The 14,974-nt window shown below is 43.8% G+C and carries 17 protein-coding genes; 8 read left to right on the top strand and 9 right to left on the bottom strand.

All coding sequences use genetic code 11. The annotated features are described in order from the left end of the window. Nucleotides 1-17 precede the first annotated feature (17 nt). Nucleotides 18-890: a LysR family transcriptional regulator gene (locus E4665_RS06330; RefSeq protein ID WP_135347959.1), complete on the top strand. Its 873-nt coding sequence runs from the start codon at nucleotides 18-20 to the stop codon at nucleotides 888-890. A 261-nt stretch (nucleotides 891-1,151) separates the two neighbouring features. Here the strand turns inward: E4665_RS06330 and E4665_RS06325 are convergent, their stop codons facing one another. The 3 genes from E4665_RS06325 to E4665_RS06315 form a co-directional block, all read right to left on the bottom strand. Then, nucleotides 1,152-1,508 carry an aminotransferase class I/II-fold pyridoxal phosphate-dependent enzyme gene (locus tag E4665_RS06325; protein ID WP_338325998.1) on the bottom strand — a complete coding sequence of 119 codons (357 nt, stop codon included), beginning with the start codon at nucleotides 1,506-1,508 and terminating at the stop codon, nucleotides 1,152-1,154. Between the two features lie 90 nt (nucleotides 1,509-1,598). Beyond that, nucleotides 1,599-2,792 (bottom strand): RNA-guided endonuclease TnpB family protein, encoded by a 1,194-nt coding sequence (locus E4665_RS06320; protein WP_135347957.1) that lies wholly within the window; start codon nucleotides 2,790-2,792, stop codon nucleotides 1,599-1,601. Nucleotides 2,793-2,895: 103 nt separating this feature from the next. Further along, complete coding sequence (locus E4665_RS06315; RefSeq protein ID WP_135347956.1) at nucleotides 2,896-3,285, bottom strand: GntR family transcriptional regulator; 390 nt, start codon at nucleotides 3,283-3,285, stop codon at nucleotides 2,896-2,898. 114 nt (nucleotides 3,286-3,399) lie between these two features. Between E4665_RS06315 and E4665_RS06310 the strand changes: the two genes are divergently transcribed. Beyond that, entirely contained in the window at nucleotides 3,400-3,942 is a 543-nt protein-coding gene (locus tag E4665_RS06310) for a pyridoxamine 5'-phosphate oxidase family protein (protein WP_174845460.1), read from the top strand. Nucleotides 3,943-4,144: 202 nt separating this feature from the next. Here the strand turns inward: E4665_RS06310 and E4665_RS06305 are convergent, their stop codons facing one another. Next, nucleotides 4,145-4,492 (bottom strand): hypothetical protein, encoded by a 348-nt coding sequence (locus tag E4665_RS06305; protein WP_135347955.1) that lies wholly within the window; start codon nucleotides 4,490-4,492, stop codon nucleotides 4,145-4,147. A gap of 343 nt (nucleotides 4,493-4,835) precedes the next feature. Between E4665_RS06305 and E4665_RS06300 the strand changes: the two genes are divergently transcribed. The 4 genes from E4665_RS06300 to E4665_RS06285 all read left to right on the top strand — a co-directional run bounded on the left by E4665_RS06300 (nucleotide 4,836) and on the right by E4665_RS06285 (nucleotide 7,672). Beyond that, nucleotides 4,836-5,705 (top strand): DMT family transporter, encoded by an 870-nt coding sequence (locus E4665_RS06300; RefSeq protein WP_135347954.1) that lies wholly within the window; start codon nucleotides 4,836-4,838, stop codon nucleotides 5,703-5,705. Nucleotides 5,706-5,929: 224 nt separating this feature from the next. Further along, a complete protein-coding gene (locus tag E4665_RS06295) occupies nucleotides 5,930-6,484 on the top strand; it encodes a TetR/AcrR family transcriptional regulator (protein WP_135347953.1) in 555 nt (184 codons plus the stop codon). Between the two features lie 11 nt (nucleotides 6,485-6,495). Next, nucleotides 6,496-7,161 carry a class I SAM-dependent methyltransferase gene (locus E4665_RS06290; protein WP_135347952.1) on the top strand — a complete coding sequence of 222 codons (666 nt, stop codon included), beginning with the start codon at nucleotides 6,496-6,498 and terminating at the stop codon, nucleotides 7,159-7,161. Nucleotides 7,162-7,174: 13 nt separating this feature from the next. After that, nucleotides 7,175-7,672, top strand: coding sequence for an AAA family ATPase (locus E4665_RS06285; protein WP_135347951.1), 498 nt, complete (start codon nucleotides 7,175-7,177; stop codon nucleotides 7,670-7,672). A gap of 54 nt (nucleotides 7,673-7,726) precedes the next feature. Here the strand turns inward: E4665_RS06285 and E4665_RS06280 are convergent, their stop codons facing one another. Further along, the gene (locus E4665_RS06280; RefSeq protein ID WP_135347950.1) at nucleotides 7,727-8,896 is read right to left on the bottom strand and encodes an MFS transporter; all 1,170 of its coding nucleotides are present in this window, start codon (nucleotides 8,894-8,896) and stop codon (nucleotides 7,727-7,729) included. A gap of 66 nt (nucleotides 8,897-8,962) precedes the next feature. Then, complete coding sequence (locus E4665_RS06275) at nucleotides 8,963-9,253, bottom strand: ArsR/SmtB family transcription factor (RefSeq protein WP_135347949.1); 291 nt, start codon at nucleotides 9,251-9,253, stop codon at nucleotides 8,963-8,965. 192 nt (nucleotides 9,254-9,445) lie between these two features. Between E4665_RS06275 and E4665_RS06270 the strand changes: the two genes are divergently transcribed. After that, the gene (locus E4665_RS06270) at nucleotides 9,446-9,589 is read left to right on the top strand and encodes a type II toxin-antitoxin system Phd/YefM family antitoxin (RefSeq protein ID WP_206663558.1); all 144 of its coding nucleotides are present in this window, start codon (nucleotides 9,446-9,448) and stop codon (nucleotides 9,587-9,589) included. 225 nt (nucleotides 9,590-9,814) lie between these two features. On the opposite strand, the gene E4665_RS06265 is transcribed toward E4665_RS06270, so the two are convergent. Both E4665_RS06265 and E4665_RS06260 read right to left on the bottom strand, forming a co-directional pair. After that, entirely contained in the window at nucleotides 9,815-10,597 is a 783-nt protein-coding gene (locus E4665_RS06265) for an alpha/beta fold hydrolase (protein WP_167815131.1), read from the bottom strand. Nucleotides 10,598-10,944: 347 nt separating this feature from the next. Beyond that, nucleotides 10,945-11,838, bottom strand: coding sequence for a LysR family transcriptional regulator (locus E4665_RS06260; protein ID WP_135347947.1), 894 nt, complete (start codon nucleotides 11,836-11,838; stop codon nucleotides 10,945-10,947). 116 nt (nucleotides 11,839-11,954) lie between these two features. On the opposite strand from E4665_RS06260, the gene ilvN reads away from it, so the two are divergent. Then, nucleotides 11,955-13,418: an acetolactate synthase small subunit gene (ilvN, locus tag E4665_RS06255; RefSeq protein WP_135347946.1), complete on the top strand. Its 1,464-nt coding sequence runs from the start codon at nucleotides 11,955-11,957 to the stop codon at nucleotides 13,416-13,418. A gap of 149 nt (nucleotides 13,419-13,567) precedes the next feature. Here the strand turns inward: ilvN and hemG are convergent, their stop codons facing one another. Beyond that, complete coding sequence (gene hemG, locus E4665_RS06250; protein ID WP_135347945.1) at nucleotides 13,568-14,953, bottom strand: protoporphyrinogen oxidase; 1,386 nt, start codon at nucleotides 14,951-14,953, stop codon at nucleotides 13,568-13,570. Nucleotides 14,954-14,974: the final 21 nt, after the last annotated feature.

The raw sequence follows: 14,974 nt of genomic DNA, 5'->3' as shown, positions 1-14,974 counted from the left end.
GAGGTGATTTTTAAACTTTGGCAGATTTTGAATGGTATCGAAGCTTTGTTTCGATCTATAAATATAATTCGGTGTCTGAAGCTGCCAAGACACGCATCATGACACAACCGGCAATGAGCCAGCACTTAGCTTCGTTAGAAGCTGAAGTGGGAGAGCCTTTGTTCGTCAGAACGGCACGGAAAATGGTACCCACTGAAAGAGGGAAAGAATTATATTCACAGCTTGCGCCTCTTGTTGAAGCATTAGAGGAAGCCACCTTAAACTTTAAGGCGGCTTCCCTGCCGACACTTTCGATCATCAGAATCGGATCCGCCATTGAATACTTTTCTGAAAATATTCTGGATCAGCTTCAGGAATATAAGACAAGCACTATTTCTTATTTCGGGACAGCTGATCAATTGCTCGGACTATTGAAGGAAGATAAGGTAGACATCATTATTACCTCGCAAAAGTGCCAAACGCCAGGAATTGAATTCACGAGATTATATGATGAGGAATTTGTCGTCGCTGCGCCAAAACAAATGGAAATACCGTCAAATAATGATTTTGAGTCACTAGAAAAATGGCTTTTGTCCCAGGACTGGATCAGTTATGGTCTGGATTTGCCGATCATCAGAAGATTTTGGCGGGAACACTTTAAAAAGCGCCCGATTATTAAACCGGTTCACGTCATTCCTAACTTACACTTGATTCTTAAGGCTATAGAAAATGGTGCGGGTATCAGTTTAATTCCGACCTATATATTAAGAAATTCAATGGATAGAGAAAAAGCCAGGGTAATATTAGAGAATTTAAGCGTTAAAAATGTCATTTATCTGGCATACAAAAGCAAAAGTAAGCATCTGCCTGTAATGAATCATATAATAAAAGTCATTCAGAAAACCAGGTAATGGTATAAACTCCTGCTCTGAATGACTTTTTTTTGGTTGATTTTAAGTTTAAATGAGTTATTAAATGTTGTTGATAAAAACGCTGTACTTTAATGGGATTTCATTGTTCGTCATTCATTTTTCCCATTTTTATTGATAATAAGGCAGCCAGGCTTTGTGCAATCGATGAATGCCTTCTTTTATCCCGTTCGGTGACAGTCCGCCATACCCCAGAGGATATTGATGGGATGGCGTGATATAAACCGCATCTGCCGGAACTTTTTACAGTTCATGCAGGGACAGGCCATCCTTGTCAACTGGGACGGGTGCCATACGAATATCCTGATTTTGCAGAGAGCGCCGGACGCCCTGGTATCCCGGATCTTCCATAGCCAATACTTTGTTCTTCCACTCAGTGATCCGGTAGAGAATATGCAAAATGGACTGTGTGCCGGCAGCGATGACGATCTGCTCCGGAGAACAATTCACACCGCGGGAACGATGCAGATACCCCGATAGGGCCTTTCTTAATTCCAACTCACCCTGATAATCGCCATAGGTTAAAAAATCCTTGTTGGAGTTCAGCAGTTGATTCACACACTTTTTCCAGCCGGCCAATGGAAAATGAGTGGTATCAATGTCCGACGTGAACTGCTCGCCATTGAAATGGCGAGCTTCTGGGAATACCGTTCGCTTACTTTGAGAAGACCAAAGCAGAGGCCACAGCTGTTAACCAGGGCTCGTCCCGAGCCCACAGACGGTTTGTTTAACCAAAGCGAGACGTTCAATATTTTTGGCCGCATTGACGTCCCGGTCGTGGTGCGTACCACATTGTGGGCACGTCCATTCCCGGATCGCCAGAGCTTTCTTTCCATCGTCATGCCCGCATGTGGAACAGAGCTGCGACGTTTTGTACGGATTGACAAGCACGAGCTCTTTGCCGTACCACGCACACTTATAGGTGAGCAACCGCCGGAGTTCGCCCCATGCTTGGTTGGCGATCGCCCGGGCGAGTGTATGATTCCGAAGCAGATTTTTGGTTTTTAAGTTCTCCAGGGCGATCCGGTCATACGCTTTCACGAGTTGGGTCGTCAATTTATGGAGCTTGTCGGCCCGTTGATTGGCTATCTTTTCTTGGATGCGGGCCACCTGCAAGCGGGCTCGGGCAACATTTTTAAAGTGATCCATCGTTCGGGGCACCGGTACCTTTAAATGGCGATCCCAAGTGATGGCTTTTTTCGCCAATTGCTGCCGTCGAGCCAGTTTTCGCTGCCAGATCCGGAGCTTATGGGCTAAGCCTTGATCAAAACGAGTGGTGGGCCACCGGAGATCCTCCACGGAACCAACGAGCAAATCTGCGACCCCTAAATCACAACCGATCGTTTGACAGGTTTTTGGGAAGGCTTGATTTTCGCCTTCCACGGTTAAGACGGCAAAATATTTCCCTGTCGGCGTGCGGCTCAGGGTGACTTGTTTGATTGTTTCCGGGATTCGTTGTCCCGCTTTAAAGCGTAGGATCCCCAGTTTCGGCAGGCGAATCCCATGATCGCCGACGGGCTGGATGTTGCCATTCACAAATTTTGAGGTATAGCTTTGTTTGAAGGCGTGTTTAGCTTTGAACTTGGGGTGTCCTTTTTCTTTTCTAAAGAACGCGTGAAAGGCTTCGATTAAATGTTGATTGGTGACCTGCAGGCTGGTGCTCTCCGCTTCTTTAAGAAAGGGATGTTCCTTTTTCAGCAAGGGAAGCAAATGATTCAGGGCATAAGCAGTCAAAAAAGAAGCCTGAGGACTATTTTCATGCCGCTCATTGAGCATCGCCAGCATCTGATTCCAGACAAAGCGAGTGCAGCCAAAGTTTTGAGCCAATTGCTGGCGTTGCTGTTTGTTGGGATAGATTCTCAATTTTAAGCCCTTCGTGACCATGGAATTCATCTCCTTCTGAGATGATCATAGCACATATGTTCGATTTTTAACACGGTATTGAGATGTTGTCTCTTGTCTGTACGGGGTTGTCCAAGACGCGGATTCATCTCGTCATTAAAATGACGAGTTTTCTCTGCTGGCAACCCGTAATAAAAAAATCATATAAAACGCCGCCTGTATTCTCCCCCGCAGAACCTGCTGAAGAAGTGTTTGGGCTGCGGATGTCAGCGGAGTTAATAAAATCGCTGTCCAGTTCGGCAACATAGTAGCCGCTGCGTTCCTTGCTTTTAATATAGCCGTCAGCAAGAAGCTGCTGATACGCCATTTGTACGGTTGTGTGACTCACGTTTAAAGTATCTGCCAGATAACGAATCGATGGAAGATGAGTGTTTCTTTGAAGTGCGGATTTCTCAATCTCAGCTTTGAAGTACTGATACAATTGGCTATACAAAGGATCCTTTAAACGGTTATCAAGTTCCGGAACAATTTCCAAGTCTCTCCCGCCTCTGTACTGGTTTGAAGATCAAAAACTGTATCTTTCAAAAGATACAGTGGTTCTTATAATAAAGATTATAACCAATAGATGGCTGAAAGGTGGAAAAATAAGATGCACCCCATGAGAAGACAGATGAACGAATGTCGGGATCAAGAAAAAATCAATCTCTTTCTGAACCACGCGCGGATTGGATTCTTGGGCCTTTCCGAAGAGAATCAACCGTATGTTGTTCCTTTGAACTTTGTTTGGTACAACAACAAAATTTATTTTCACGGAGCAACTGAGGGGAGAAAGGCAGATATTTTACAGGTTCATTCAAACGTTTGTTTTACAGTCTGTGAAGAATACGGGACAATGGCTCATACCGTGCCTGCGCATACCAGCACGGCTTATCTGAGCGTCATGTTATTTGGCAAAGTCGCCCGCATTTCCAATCTTGACGAAGGGACAGAGGCGATGCAGAAGATGCTTGATAAATATGTTCCCGGATACTATAACAGACCGTTGTCAAGAAACCAGGTTGAAAAATACCGTTCTTCCATGGGAAGCGCCACCGCAATATTCTGTCTCAGTCCAGAGGATCTGTCCGCTAAAGAAAACCCGCTTGACCCCGACCGGAAATTTGTTCCAGGGCAAAGAGCGGGTGAGAAATAACCTGTAAGATTTAGAAGAGAGGAGACTTATATTTATCTAATGTCATTCCATCGACGTCTTTCACTTATTAGAAAGAGTTCTTTACTGGTGGGTTTCTTGGTACCGGTAAAGAACTTTCTTGTTTTGTACGGTCATAATCAAGGGCAAATAACTTGTTGTTCATAAGGGCCAATCCAGTGTTCGTGTTGAAAAAATCTTTTACTCAAAAACGCGGCGTGCCGTATGGCCAGGGAGTACCTGTTCCCGGTCCCCAGTAGGGCGGTCTCGGGCGCGGTACACCATAATAGGGCGGACCGGAGGGGGGCGGCGGATAGGGCATCGGGTATGGCTGCGTCGGATAAGGCGCCCCTGGATGGGATGGAGCCGGGTAAGGCATGGGCGATGTGGGCTGTGTCGGGTAAGGTCCGCCTGGTTGCGGCTGCATCGGGTAGGGCATCGCAGGAGGCGTACCGGTCTGACGATCCTGATAAGGGGTTAAGTCATCGGTATAATAAGGTTGATTGATCGTCTCAAAATCCTGAGGCGGATCATAGGAATAGAATTCATTCATTCAGATGAGATCTCCTTGTAAGTGATTTCTAATACTTCAAACTCAATTACACCATATGCCTATCTTCATATCCTGTGACAGATGGGCGCGTCTTTAATTTAGAAAAAACGGGTGATAGATTATTTTCAAGAAAAAATGAGATTGTAAAAATAAATTCTGCAAAGTAGAATGAGTTTTAAAGAATACATGTTAATTGAAACAGAGGTGAAACAAAATGTTTTCAGCTCCATTATTTGAAAATGATGTACCAGCGGCACTCCTCCGTCCTTAATGGAGTGAAGGGACCGCTTCTCTCCGTCAGGGGCATCTATTGACCAGACTTCAAATACGGAGGGTACAGAAATTGAAAAACACTTGGTTAGGTTCTCTATATTTAGCTTTGGCCGCCAGCATCTGGGGCGGTATGTATGTTGTCGTTAAAGTTGTCGTAGCCGTGATACCACCAATAGAGCTTGTTTGGATGAGATATTGTGTCGCTTTTATAACGCTACTGATCATTAGCCTGATAAAAAAGCAGTCATGGAGAATCCATAAACGCGATCTTGTATTAGTAGTATTAATTGGGGTCATTGGCAATACGATTTCAATCGTAACGCAGGAATTCGGCACGATGTTTTCTTCAGCACAAATGGGAGCTGTTATTACTTCTTCTACTCCAGCTTTTATGGTCATCTTTGCCCGGCTGCTGCTTAAAGAACGGCTGAATGTGAAAAAAGCCGTGTCTGTTGGTTTAGCAACGATTGGAGTATTATTGATTGTCGGAAACGGTCATATTAACATGCCCGGTCAATTGGGTGGGTTTTTCCTTCTGATTGCGGCACTGACATGGGCACTCATGTCCGTTCTTGTAAAAGGTGTCCCGAAAAGCTATTCATCAATTGAAATAACAAACTACTCCATTTTAGTCGCTATTGTGATACTTACGCCTTTTACTTTAGGACAGCTGCATGAAATCAATATGAATCAGTTGGCTCATCCGGTAATCTGGGGCGGCATTCTCTATTTGGGAGTTGTTTCAACTGCCTGCGGATTTTTACTCTGGAATCGCGGATTACAATTGTTGAACGCGTCAAGCGGCGGTTTGTTCTTCTTTTTTCAACCATTAATGGGCACACTCCTTGGGTGGCTTCTTCTGGGAGAAAGTATAGGCGGAACATTCTGGATCGGTGCAGTCTTAGTCCTCAGCGGGGTACTTCTCGTGATCAGGGAATAAATCATAATCGTGCGATTAACTAAACAGTGGTGCATAAAAAGCCTTTAATTTTAAGGGCTTTTTATTAAATTTCAATAGATTTTACCGAGGTGATGCAACCCGTACGTAGAATACTTCCCCAGATTCGTAAGAGCTGGTTAGTGAAATAATTGACACTAAAAGTGAACTGCATTATTATGGTAACAAACGTTACGCAACTAACGTTACCTTAAAGGAAGTTAAAAATGCCACCGATACCAATTATAAAAAAAGAAGATATTTTAGCAGCAGCAACTGAGTTAGTAAGGAAGAGCGGAATGGAAAGTATAAACGCTCGAAGTCTCGCCGATCTATTGAATTGTTCAACGAAGCCACTGTTCCGTATCTACAAAAATATGGACGCGTTGAAACAAGATGTAATTGAAAAACTAAACAATTACTATAACTCATTTATGGAAAGTAAAATGAGCGATGAAAATAGGCTTTTAACGCAGAGCATTGCCTATATCGAATTTGCACGAAAAGAAAAAAATATTTTTAATACCCTGTTTATGGATAAAACCTGTGAGGGAAAAAGCATTGAAGAAATACTTCATGAAGATTGGAACCAACCTTCAATTATGAATGCCAAAAATGTAACAGGATTAAGTCTTGAACGCGCTCAATGTCTTTTCAGAGACGTTTGGCTCTATTCGCACGGAATTGCAACACAAATTGTGTCCAATGATATTGATTTACCTCATGAAAAGGTCGTTGAGTTAATGAAAAACGCTTTTCACAGATTTTCTTTGGTCATTTAAGGAGAAAAACTATGAGTGAGTTATTAGAAGAAATGGGCCGTTTTTTTGACAGAAGAGTTGATAACTATGAAAAACACATGCTTGAAAGTGTTACTGATTCCAATGAGTTTTATACTGAAACTGCGCGGCTGGTCCCGAAAAGAGAGGATTTGAATTTATTAGACTTGGGATGCGGTACTGGCTTAGAGTTAGACGAAATACTTAAATTAAATCCAACCATAAATGTTACAGGAATAGACTTATCATCAAAAATGCTTGAACGCTTGAAATCAAAATACATTGATAAAGCTGACCAGTTGACTCTTATTAATGGATCATATTTTGATGTTGACTTCGGGATGGGAAAATTTGATAGCGCACTATCTGTCCAAACGATGCATCATTTTACACATAAACAAAAGGTAACTCTGTATAAGAAAATCTATTATTGCCTATCATCTGACGGGTTCTATATTGAGACCGATTATATTGCGAACTCACAAAAAGATGAAGACTTTTTCTTTGCAGAAAGTAAGCGGCTCAGGTCTGAACTTGGATTGACTCACGGTTTCTATCATATCGATACGCCATGTACCGCGGAAAATCAAATAAAACTGCTAAAATCAGCCGGTTTTAAAGAGGTTAAACTTCATCGTCAGTATAAAAATACGGCTATATTTATGGCCAAAAAAATTTGACAGAGGAAACCAAATGAAAAAACTGATTATCATTAACGGAACAATGGGCGTAGGGAAATCCACTGTATCCGAAATCTTGTCTGACCGGCTGGAGCCAAGCGTTTTTTTGGACGGAGATTGGTGCTGGAAGATGAATCCATGGAATATCACGGAAGAAAACAAGAAAATGGTCATTGATAACATTACATACCTGCTGAATGCTTATTTAAAAAATTCAGGATTTCAATACATTGTTTTCTGCTGGGTGATTCACCAGGAATATATTTTTGAACAAATTTTGTCCCGCCTGAATACAGAATACGAACTCCACAAAATTTCGCTGATTTGCACCGAGGAAGCGCTCCGGGTACATATCATGAAAGATGTGGAGAAGGGGATCAGAACTGTGGAACAAATAGAAACCAGTACTGCAAGACTGAAATTATATAAAGAAATGAATACAACAAAAATAGATGTCAGCAGCATCACCGCTTCTCAGGCTGCCGACCGGATCATTGATCGAGTCAAATAAGGCAGGCGCTTGTGACTCTGCCCACCGTTCACCGACGGATGCAGAGTGGCAGGATCAGTGTGCCCTCTCTTCTTTTGCGTCATGAAACAGTCCCGCTCTTTGAAAGATGAAGAGGGGGATTATATTCATTATCGCAGCAAACAGCCCGATCCCGGTAAACCCATGAAATGGGCCAAATAACAGCCCGCCGATAACGCCTCCCACTGTGGTACCGGCATACATCACGGCGCTGGTTAAAGCCGACACGGTGCCTCGTGCTGACGGTGCAAGTGATTGAAGCGTGCTCATCATAACTGGGAAAATAAAACCGCCAACTAAAAAGATGAGAAAGAACAGGCTTTCGGCGATCCACAGGAATCCGGAGAACGGTAGAAGTGCGTAAGTGACGGATAAAAAAATTAAAGAAAAGAGTATGGATTTTGCCACGCCTATTTTTGCGACGAGTTTGCTGCCGAAAAGTGATCCGATTAAGTTGCCGAGCCCAAGCAGGATCATGTTCGTGCCAATAGAAGCTACATTTAGAGAAAAGGCTTGAGTGAACCAGGTTCCGAAAAATGCATAGGAGGTGAAAAAACCGGTTTGAAACATGAAGTAGGCTGCAAAAAAATTTAGGGCACGAGGGGCCCTCATAATAGATATGTAAATTTGTCCCATGTGACGACTCTTGTTTGTTCGAGTGGCAGGTATTGAAGGTAACATCAACAGGATCGTAAAATTCAGGAGCAATGCAAAGAGAGAAAGGACAAAAAACGGCGCGTGCCATGAGAAGGCTGCGAGATAGCTACCTGCAGGAAGGCCGATCATTTGGGAAACAGAAAGGCCGGCAGTTGCATAGCCCATTGTTTTGATGATTGCTTTGGGTGCGACAAGCTGTGGAATGGAAGCCCAAACTTGCGGGGTAACGAAAGCGGCACTGACGCCGGCCAGGAATCTGAAAAGAATCATTGTCCAAAAACTTGGAGAGATCGCGCACAAAAAGGTTGCCAGAGCAAAGCCAAACAAGCCGAGGATCATGACTTTTTTTCGATCCATGCCATCGGATAAAGGACCGGCAATCAAGGCAAATAAGGCGTAGCCTAGTGCATAAGCGCTGACCATCCATCCCGAAAGATTGGATGGTGTATGGTACACCTGGCTAAGTGTCGGTAAGAGTGGTGAAATGAGGAAAGTGTCTGTTCCGATGATAAACGTGGTTATAAAAAAGAGTACTGGAATTTTCTTCATTGTGATCTCCTTCATAATTTTATTGTTCTACAATAATGGAACTATAAAATAAATAAATACCCGGACTCACAAGGAATCCAGGAAACCTGGTAGATACTCATCAAATACATCACGGCGCAGGCTGACATATTTTGTTCGAATGTCTTTGCGGGTGCTGATCAGCCCGGCTTCTCTCAATGTCCTGAAATGATACGAAGCAGTTGATTTCGCAATACTCATCCTCTCGCCAATGTCTCCGCAGCTTAATTCACCTGGCGTGTCACGCAGCGTTCGAACAATGTCTAGTCGTGTTTCGTCAGCCAAAGCTTTTAACATAGGAACAAGAACTAGATTTTTGTTTGGTTGTTTTATATTCATAGAACTATGGTACAATGCCCTTTAAACGGTGTCAACAAATTCATGCGAGCGAAGCCGTGTTTAACTGAAGCCATACCGAGACGTAGTGAGTCTTGAGCTGGTTATCTTTTGATCGTCGTTTTGTTTCTAATTGATTGAGGTAGTCATATTATTACGTAATAAGTGTACTATTTTGCTATAAGGTGGATCATCATGAAGATAAAGCCTTCAGTAGCGATAAGAAAGAACTACAATGAAATCGCGGAAATATGCAGAGAAAGCGGTGAGCCGGTTTATCTGACGAAAAAGTGGGAAAGTGATCTTGTTATCATGGATATTGAAGAAAGCATGCTGTAGTTTTAAAATAAAATTTGTTCAAAAACGTTCGACAAACCCATGCTTTACAGCAAAAGAAAAGAATCCATTTTGAAAAAAGATTGATCAAAATGGATCCTTTTCTTCTTGAATGAACTTTCTGTTTTATAAAAAAGTTTAATTATATGGTAGGAACGTCCATATATCAATACGATTAATTTTTGTCTTTGAAAAAGTTTGATCTGTGGGAACCTTAAATTGATTTGTTTAGCTTATGTTTAAAAATTTGCTTATGACCCTTTTAAAACGTTCAGGGTTTTCCAGTCTTAGCAAATGACCTTCATTGTCAAATTCAATGAATTGCGCATCCGGAATTAAATCAGAAACTTCTTTTCCCAGGTCAGGCGGATTTAAATTATCGAACTTTCCGCTGATTACGAGTGTGGGCAGCTCTATTTTTGGGAGATCTTCTCGGAAATCAAATCGCGTGATCGACTGGATCGCCGCCTGTTTTTGGGTAACGGACAGATGATCATGTTGTAACGTCTGCTCTACGATTGGATCCAATCTTGAGGGTGTATGAATCACATATTTAAATAAAATCCTGAATGCTTCGTCGCTTGTTTTACCGATTAATTCATGGGCGTGTTCCCTTTGTACTTTCCCAAATGATGATCCTTCACCATGCGATGCTGGGACAACAAGGATCAGCTTTGATAACAAATCAGGCCGTTTGACTGCGATCCCTTGTGCGATGTAGCTTCCCAGAGACTCGCCCAGAAGTATGACATTCCTGAGACCTAATCGGGTGATCAGCGCAATCCCGTCATGGATATGATCGTCAAGCGTGTACTTTTCAGATTTTGATGAGTCGCCGTGGCCCCGTAAATCATAGCGTACGACTAAGTGTTCTTTGCTCATCCACTCAAATTCCTGATCAAATGTTAAATGACTATTTGTTACACCGTGTATTAATAAGATAGGTGGATTTCCATTTCCTTTTTCTTCATAATAAATCTGAGTGTTTTCATAGGTCGATAAAACAGCCAAGTCCATCATTCCTTTCGATTATGTAGCGCGGTGCGTGTAATAATCATTTTTCTGAAGAACTGTAATATTTTTGCTGAAAATTATAAATGCATCTGCAAAATAAGAACAGGAATATGCTCACCTGATACCGGTGTGACGGAAGAGGAAAGGTCAGGAGGAAAACAAGGTTATACAATTGCGGAAACTACGGAACTCATGCGAAAAGCCGTTCAAGAGGTTTTAGATAAAAAAACAGAAATGAACAATACAGGGTTATTATATCTGAGAGAGCGTCAGAAGTGTTGGTATCTCATGTCAGGTTCTTTTTTCTCACCTGTCTTATTTTCATCTCGTCTTATCTCGCTCCTTTATGATGGTTGAAACAACTCAATGAACCGCTGCGCCTTTTTGGTCAGATAACGATTTTTAAGCCATATAAGGCCGACATCGGATTGCACCGTAATATCGGGCAGATCAAATAATTCAATGTCGGCGACCGAAAAAGCGGACAAAACTGATTTCGGCAGGATGGTCACGCCGATTCCGGCGATGACTAAGGCGATCGTTATCGAGACGCTGGAACATTCGCATATGATATTGGGCTCAAACCCTAATCGTCGGCACTCGTTGACGATTTTTTCGTTTAATTGAATTGTTTTGTCGCTTTTTAAAGCGATCAGAGGCGTTGTTGCGAGATCTTGGAGTAAAAATGAGGACTGCGCCGGTCGCCAGTTCCGTTTCTTCGGGACAATCATCACGAAGGGATCAGAAGGGAGACGAAGCACGGCATATCGTTCTGAATCATAGCTCGACTCAAAAGGGAGTCTCGTGACTACCAGTTCAATGCTGCGGTCCTCTAGATAGTCACCCAACACCACATGATCGCCTTCCAGAATCTTAAAAGTGACACGCGGGTAGCACTCGCGAAAAAAGGCGATTTTCTCCGGCAATAAAGACACACAGGAGAAGACGGAACCGATGGAGAGCATACCCTGGATCCCTTGATCAATTTCCGCTATTTCTGTGACCGTTTCTTCCAGCTGATGGATCAGCGCTTCTGCTTTGGCCTGCAGGACTGTCCCGGCTTCGGTCAATGTCATACGTTTTCCATTCCGGTCAAATAAGGTGACGCCAAGTTCTTCCTCAATGAGCTTTAATTGTCGGCTTAAGGGCGGTTGTTCCATATTCAATGTTTTTGCCGCACGCGTAATTTGTCCTTCTCTGGCGATCGCCAGAAAATAGCGAAGCTGTCTGATATCCATCAATGGTTCCTCCTGATGTATACCTCAAAGGTATGGTAGACGAATAAAACAGATATTTTTCGTATAGATAATGGAATGATATCATGAAACCCAAGTAATCAGAAGGGGGGGAGAATATGAAAACCCACCGCATTTCCGTGATTGTCAAAAACCAGCCAGGTATCTTGGCTCAGGTTTCCCATTTATTTAGTCAGTCGGGTCTGAACATCGATGCGTTAACGGTTGGCACATATAAAGAAGTACACACATCTAGAATGAAAATTTCACTGAAGATTGAGACTATGGCTCTTGAGAAGGTGATTCGGCAGCTTGACGGCTTAATGGAAGTGATTCAGGTCAATGTGACGCGACCCCGCCCGACGCTTTGGGGCGCCCAAAATAAGCTAAACGGGATTTTCTCAAATCGAGCCACCCTTTTTTGGCTTGTGGCCTATAACTTGTTCATTACGCTTTTAGGAACGAATATTCCATCGCCGCTGCTTGCGCTATACAAGACACAATGGCATCTGTCGGCAGGTATGGTGACGCTTCTTTTTGCGATTTACGCGGTTGTGGTGATCCCAACGATTATTATCTCCGGACAGCTGTCCGATCAGGTGGGGAGAAAAAAATTACTGATCCCCGGAGTCTTTTTTATCATCGTCGGATCGGTATGCTTTGCTTTATCTACTAATTTTATGATGCTGCTCGTCTCGCGGATCTTTCAGGGTTTATCGGTCGGCATGATGAATGGTGTGGCCGTCGCGGCGTTAACGGAACTGGATGAAAAGCATAACCGGATCAAAGCGGCTTTTATTGGATCGATGGCCGTGACAGTAGGCAATGCGCTTGGCCCTGTACTATCAGGATTTCTGGGTGAGTATGCGCCTTTTCCAATGAAGCTGGCTTATTTTATTCATATGTTCCTTGCGATTCCGGGTTTTGTGGGTCTCTTATACATGAGTGAAAAAGTGAAACACACAGGTTCTGTCCATGTGCATCGGCCAGCTGTGCCGCACAGCATTCGGAACCGGTTCTATTTATCCGGCATGACCTCGTTTATTGCCTGGTCAATCATGAGCCTGATGCTCTCTATTATCCCGAGCTATGCCGACCAGTTGGTGGGGAGCTCGAACTTAGCCGTTTCCGGGGCAATCGTTGCCCTGGTTCTGAGCATCTCTACGATCAGCCAGGTCATCCTCAAAAGATTATCATTACAAAAATTAGTCATTCTCGGCTTCGTTCTCATTATTCTAGGGCTCGTCGCTCTCGTTATGACGCTATCGACAAAATCATTACTCTTCCTATTTTTAACGACCATTTTGATCGGTTTCGGACATGGCCCGACTTTTGCGGGAAGCCTCGCCCTAACGAATCATATCTCGCCGGATCAATCTCGCGGCGACATTATCGCTTCCTTCTATGTAATAACCTATTTAGGTGTGAGTCTTCCGATCCTGGGCCTGGGCTTTGTTGCCCACTGGATCGGACTCAATTCTTCAATTCTCCTGTATTCTGCGTTGATGGCGGCGATGATTCTTATCAGCATCGTTTATTGGATGATCGACGGGAGAGTGGAGAGACAGACAGCTCTGAAATGAGCGGAAAAGCCATGTCGCCGGAAAAAAGAGTAGGCTGGTTTCATCTGTCTCTCCGTCAATCACAAAAAAGTTCTTTACCAGGTGGATTATCCTTTTGGTAAAGAACTTTTTTCGGCTTTATAAACCGATCATAATACAAGCATGAAGAATTAGGAGTTTGTCGCTGCATCCTCATTTTCTTTCAGCTGACCGGCCGCTTCTTCGGCGACATGCATTGCGTTGTCTACACAGTCTGGTAGACCCACGCCGTGAAGCAACGCGCCGCAGGCATAAACACCATTGATTTTCCCAAGAGCATCTTCAAACGCCTGAACACGCTGATTGTGATTGACGGTGTATTGCGGCATATTATCAATCTGTCGCGTGATGACGGAAAACAAGGGTGTCCCTAGTTTTGATATTTTTCTCAGATCGGCCAGTGCTTTTTCCTCAATCGCTTCATCGCTTTCTTCAACGATCGCCGCATCTTCAGCTGTCCCAACGTACGTACGGATGAGTGCGCAATCTTCAGGCGCCGTGTAGGACCATTTATGATTCATGAAGCTGCACGCCGTGATATTCAGCCCTTCTTTTCTGGAGACGACATAGCCTGTCCCGTCCAGCTGTTCCACCTCTTCTTTTTTGAAGGCGAGAGCCACGGTGGCAGTTGTTGTCCGCTTGTCATTGCTCAGGCTCCAGGCCTCCGGAAAATCAAGCAGAGGTCCTAGCTGTTTTGGTGATGTTGCCAAAATGATTGAATCGGCATTCAAAACGGTTCCATCACTTAGGGTGACTTTCCCAGGTTCGACATGATCAACAGGCGTTTTCAACCGGATTTCGTCAGCGTATGAAGCCAGCTTTTCTACCAGAACATCCAGTCCGCATGATAGCGATAAGAATCGGCCCGCTGATTTCTTTGATGTTCCTGCCTGCTTCGGCGGTTGGATACTTTTCATGCCCAGAATCAGACTTCTGTGCTTTTTCTCAATAGCCGCGAACTGCGGCAGTGTCGCCTCAAGGCTCATGTCCGCCAGATCGCCGTTGTAAATGCCGGACAGCAGAGGCTCAATCATATTGGTGACGAGCTCCGATCCAAGGCGCCTTTCAAAAAATTCTTTAAGTGAAATATCTTTGTCCTGATAGACACGTGGAATCAGTAAATCCAATGCCGCGCGTAGTTTCCCAAGCGGACTGACCAGCCCTGTCGTCACCATGGGAAGCATTTTGGTTGGAATGCCCATAACGGAACCTTTTGGCATTTGTCTGAGACGATGATTGACGTAGATATAGTATGTACCTGTGCCTGAATGGACCAGTTGATCACCGAGGCCAATGTCCTTGATCAGGTTGGTCAGCGTGGGTTTGCGGGCCATATATCCCTCTGGACCACATTCAATAACAAACCCGTCCCGCCTCACGGTTTTGATTTTTCCGCCGATCCGGTCTGAGGCCTCCAACAAAGTAATGTGGGCTTCAGGTAAATTTTGCTTCATATAGTAAACGGCTGCAAGCCCGGAAATGCCTGCACCAATGACAATAACTTTCTGATTCCCCAATGTAATTGCCTCCTGAATGTG

The organism is Sporolactobacillus shoreae (genome assembly GCF_004684935.1).
In the GTDB taxonomy this organism is placed as follows: Bacteria; Bacillota; Bacilli; order Bacillales; family Sporolactobacillaceae; genus Sporolactobacillus; species Sporolactobacillus shoreae.
Note: the sequence above shows the minus strand (reverse complement) of the source record. Positions and strands in the feature narration are given on the sequence as shown.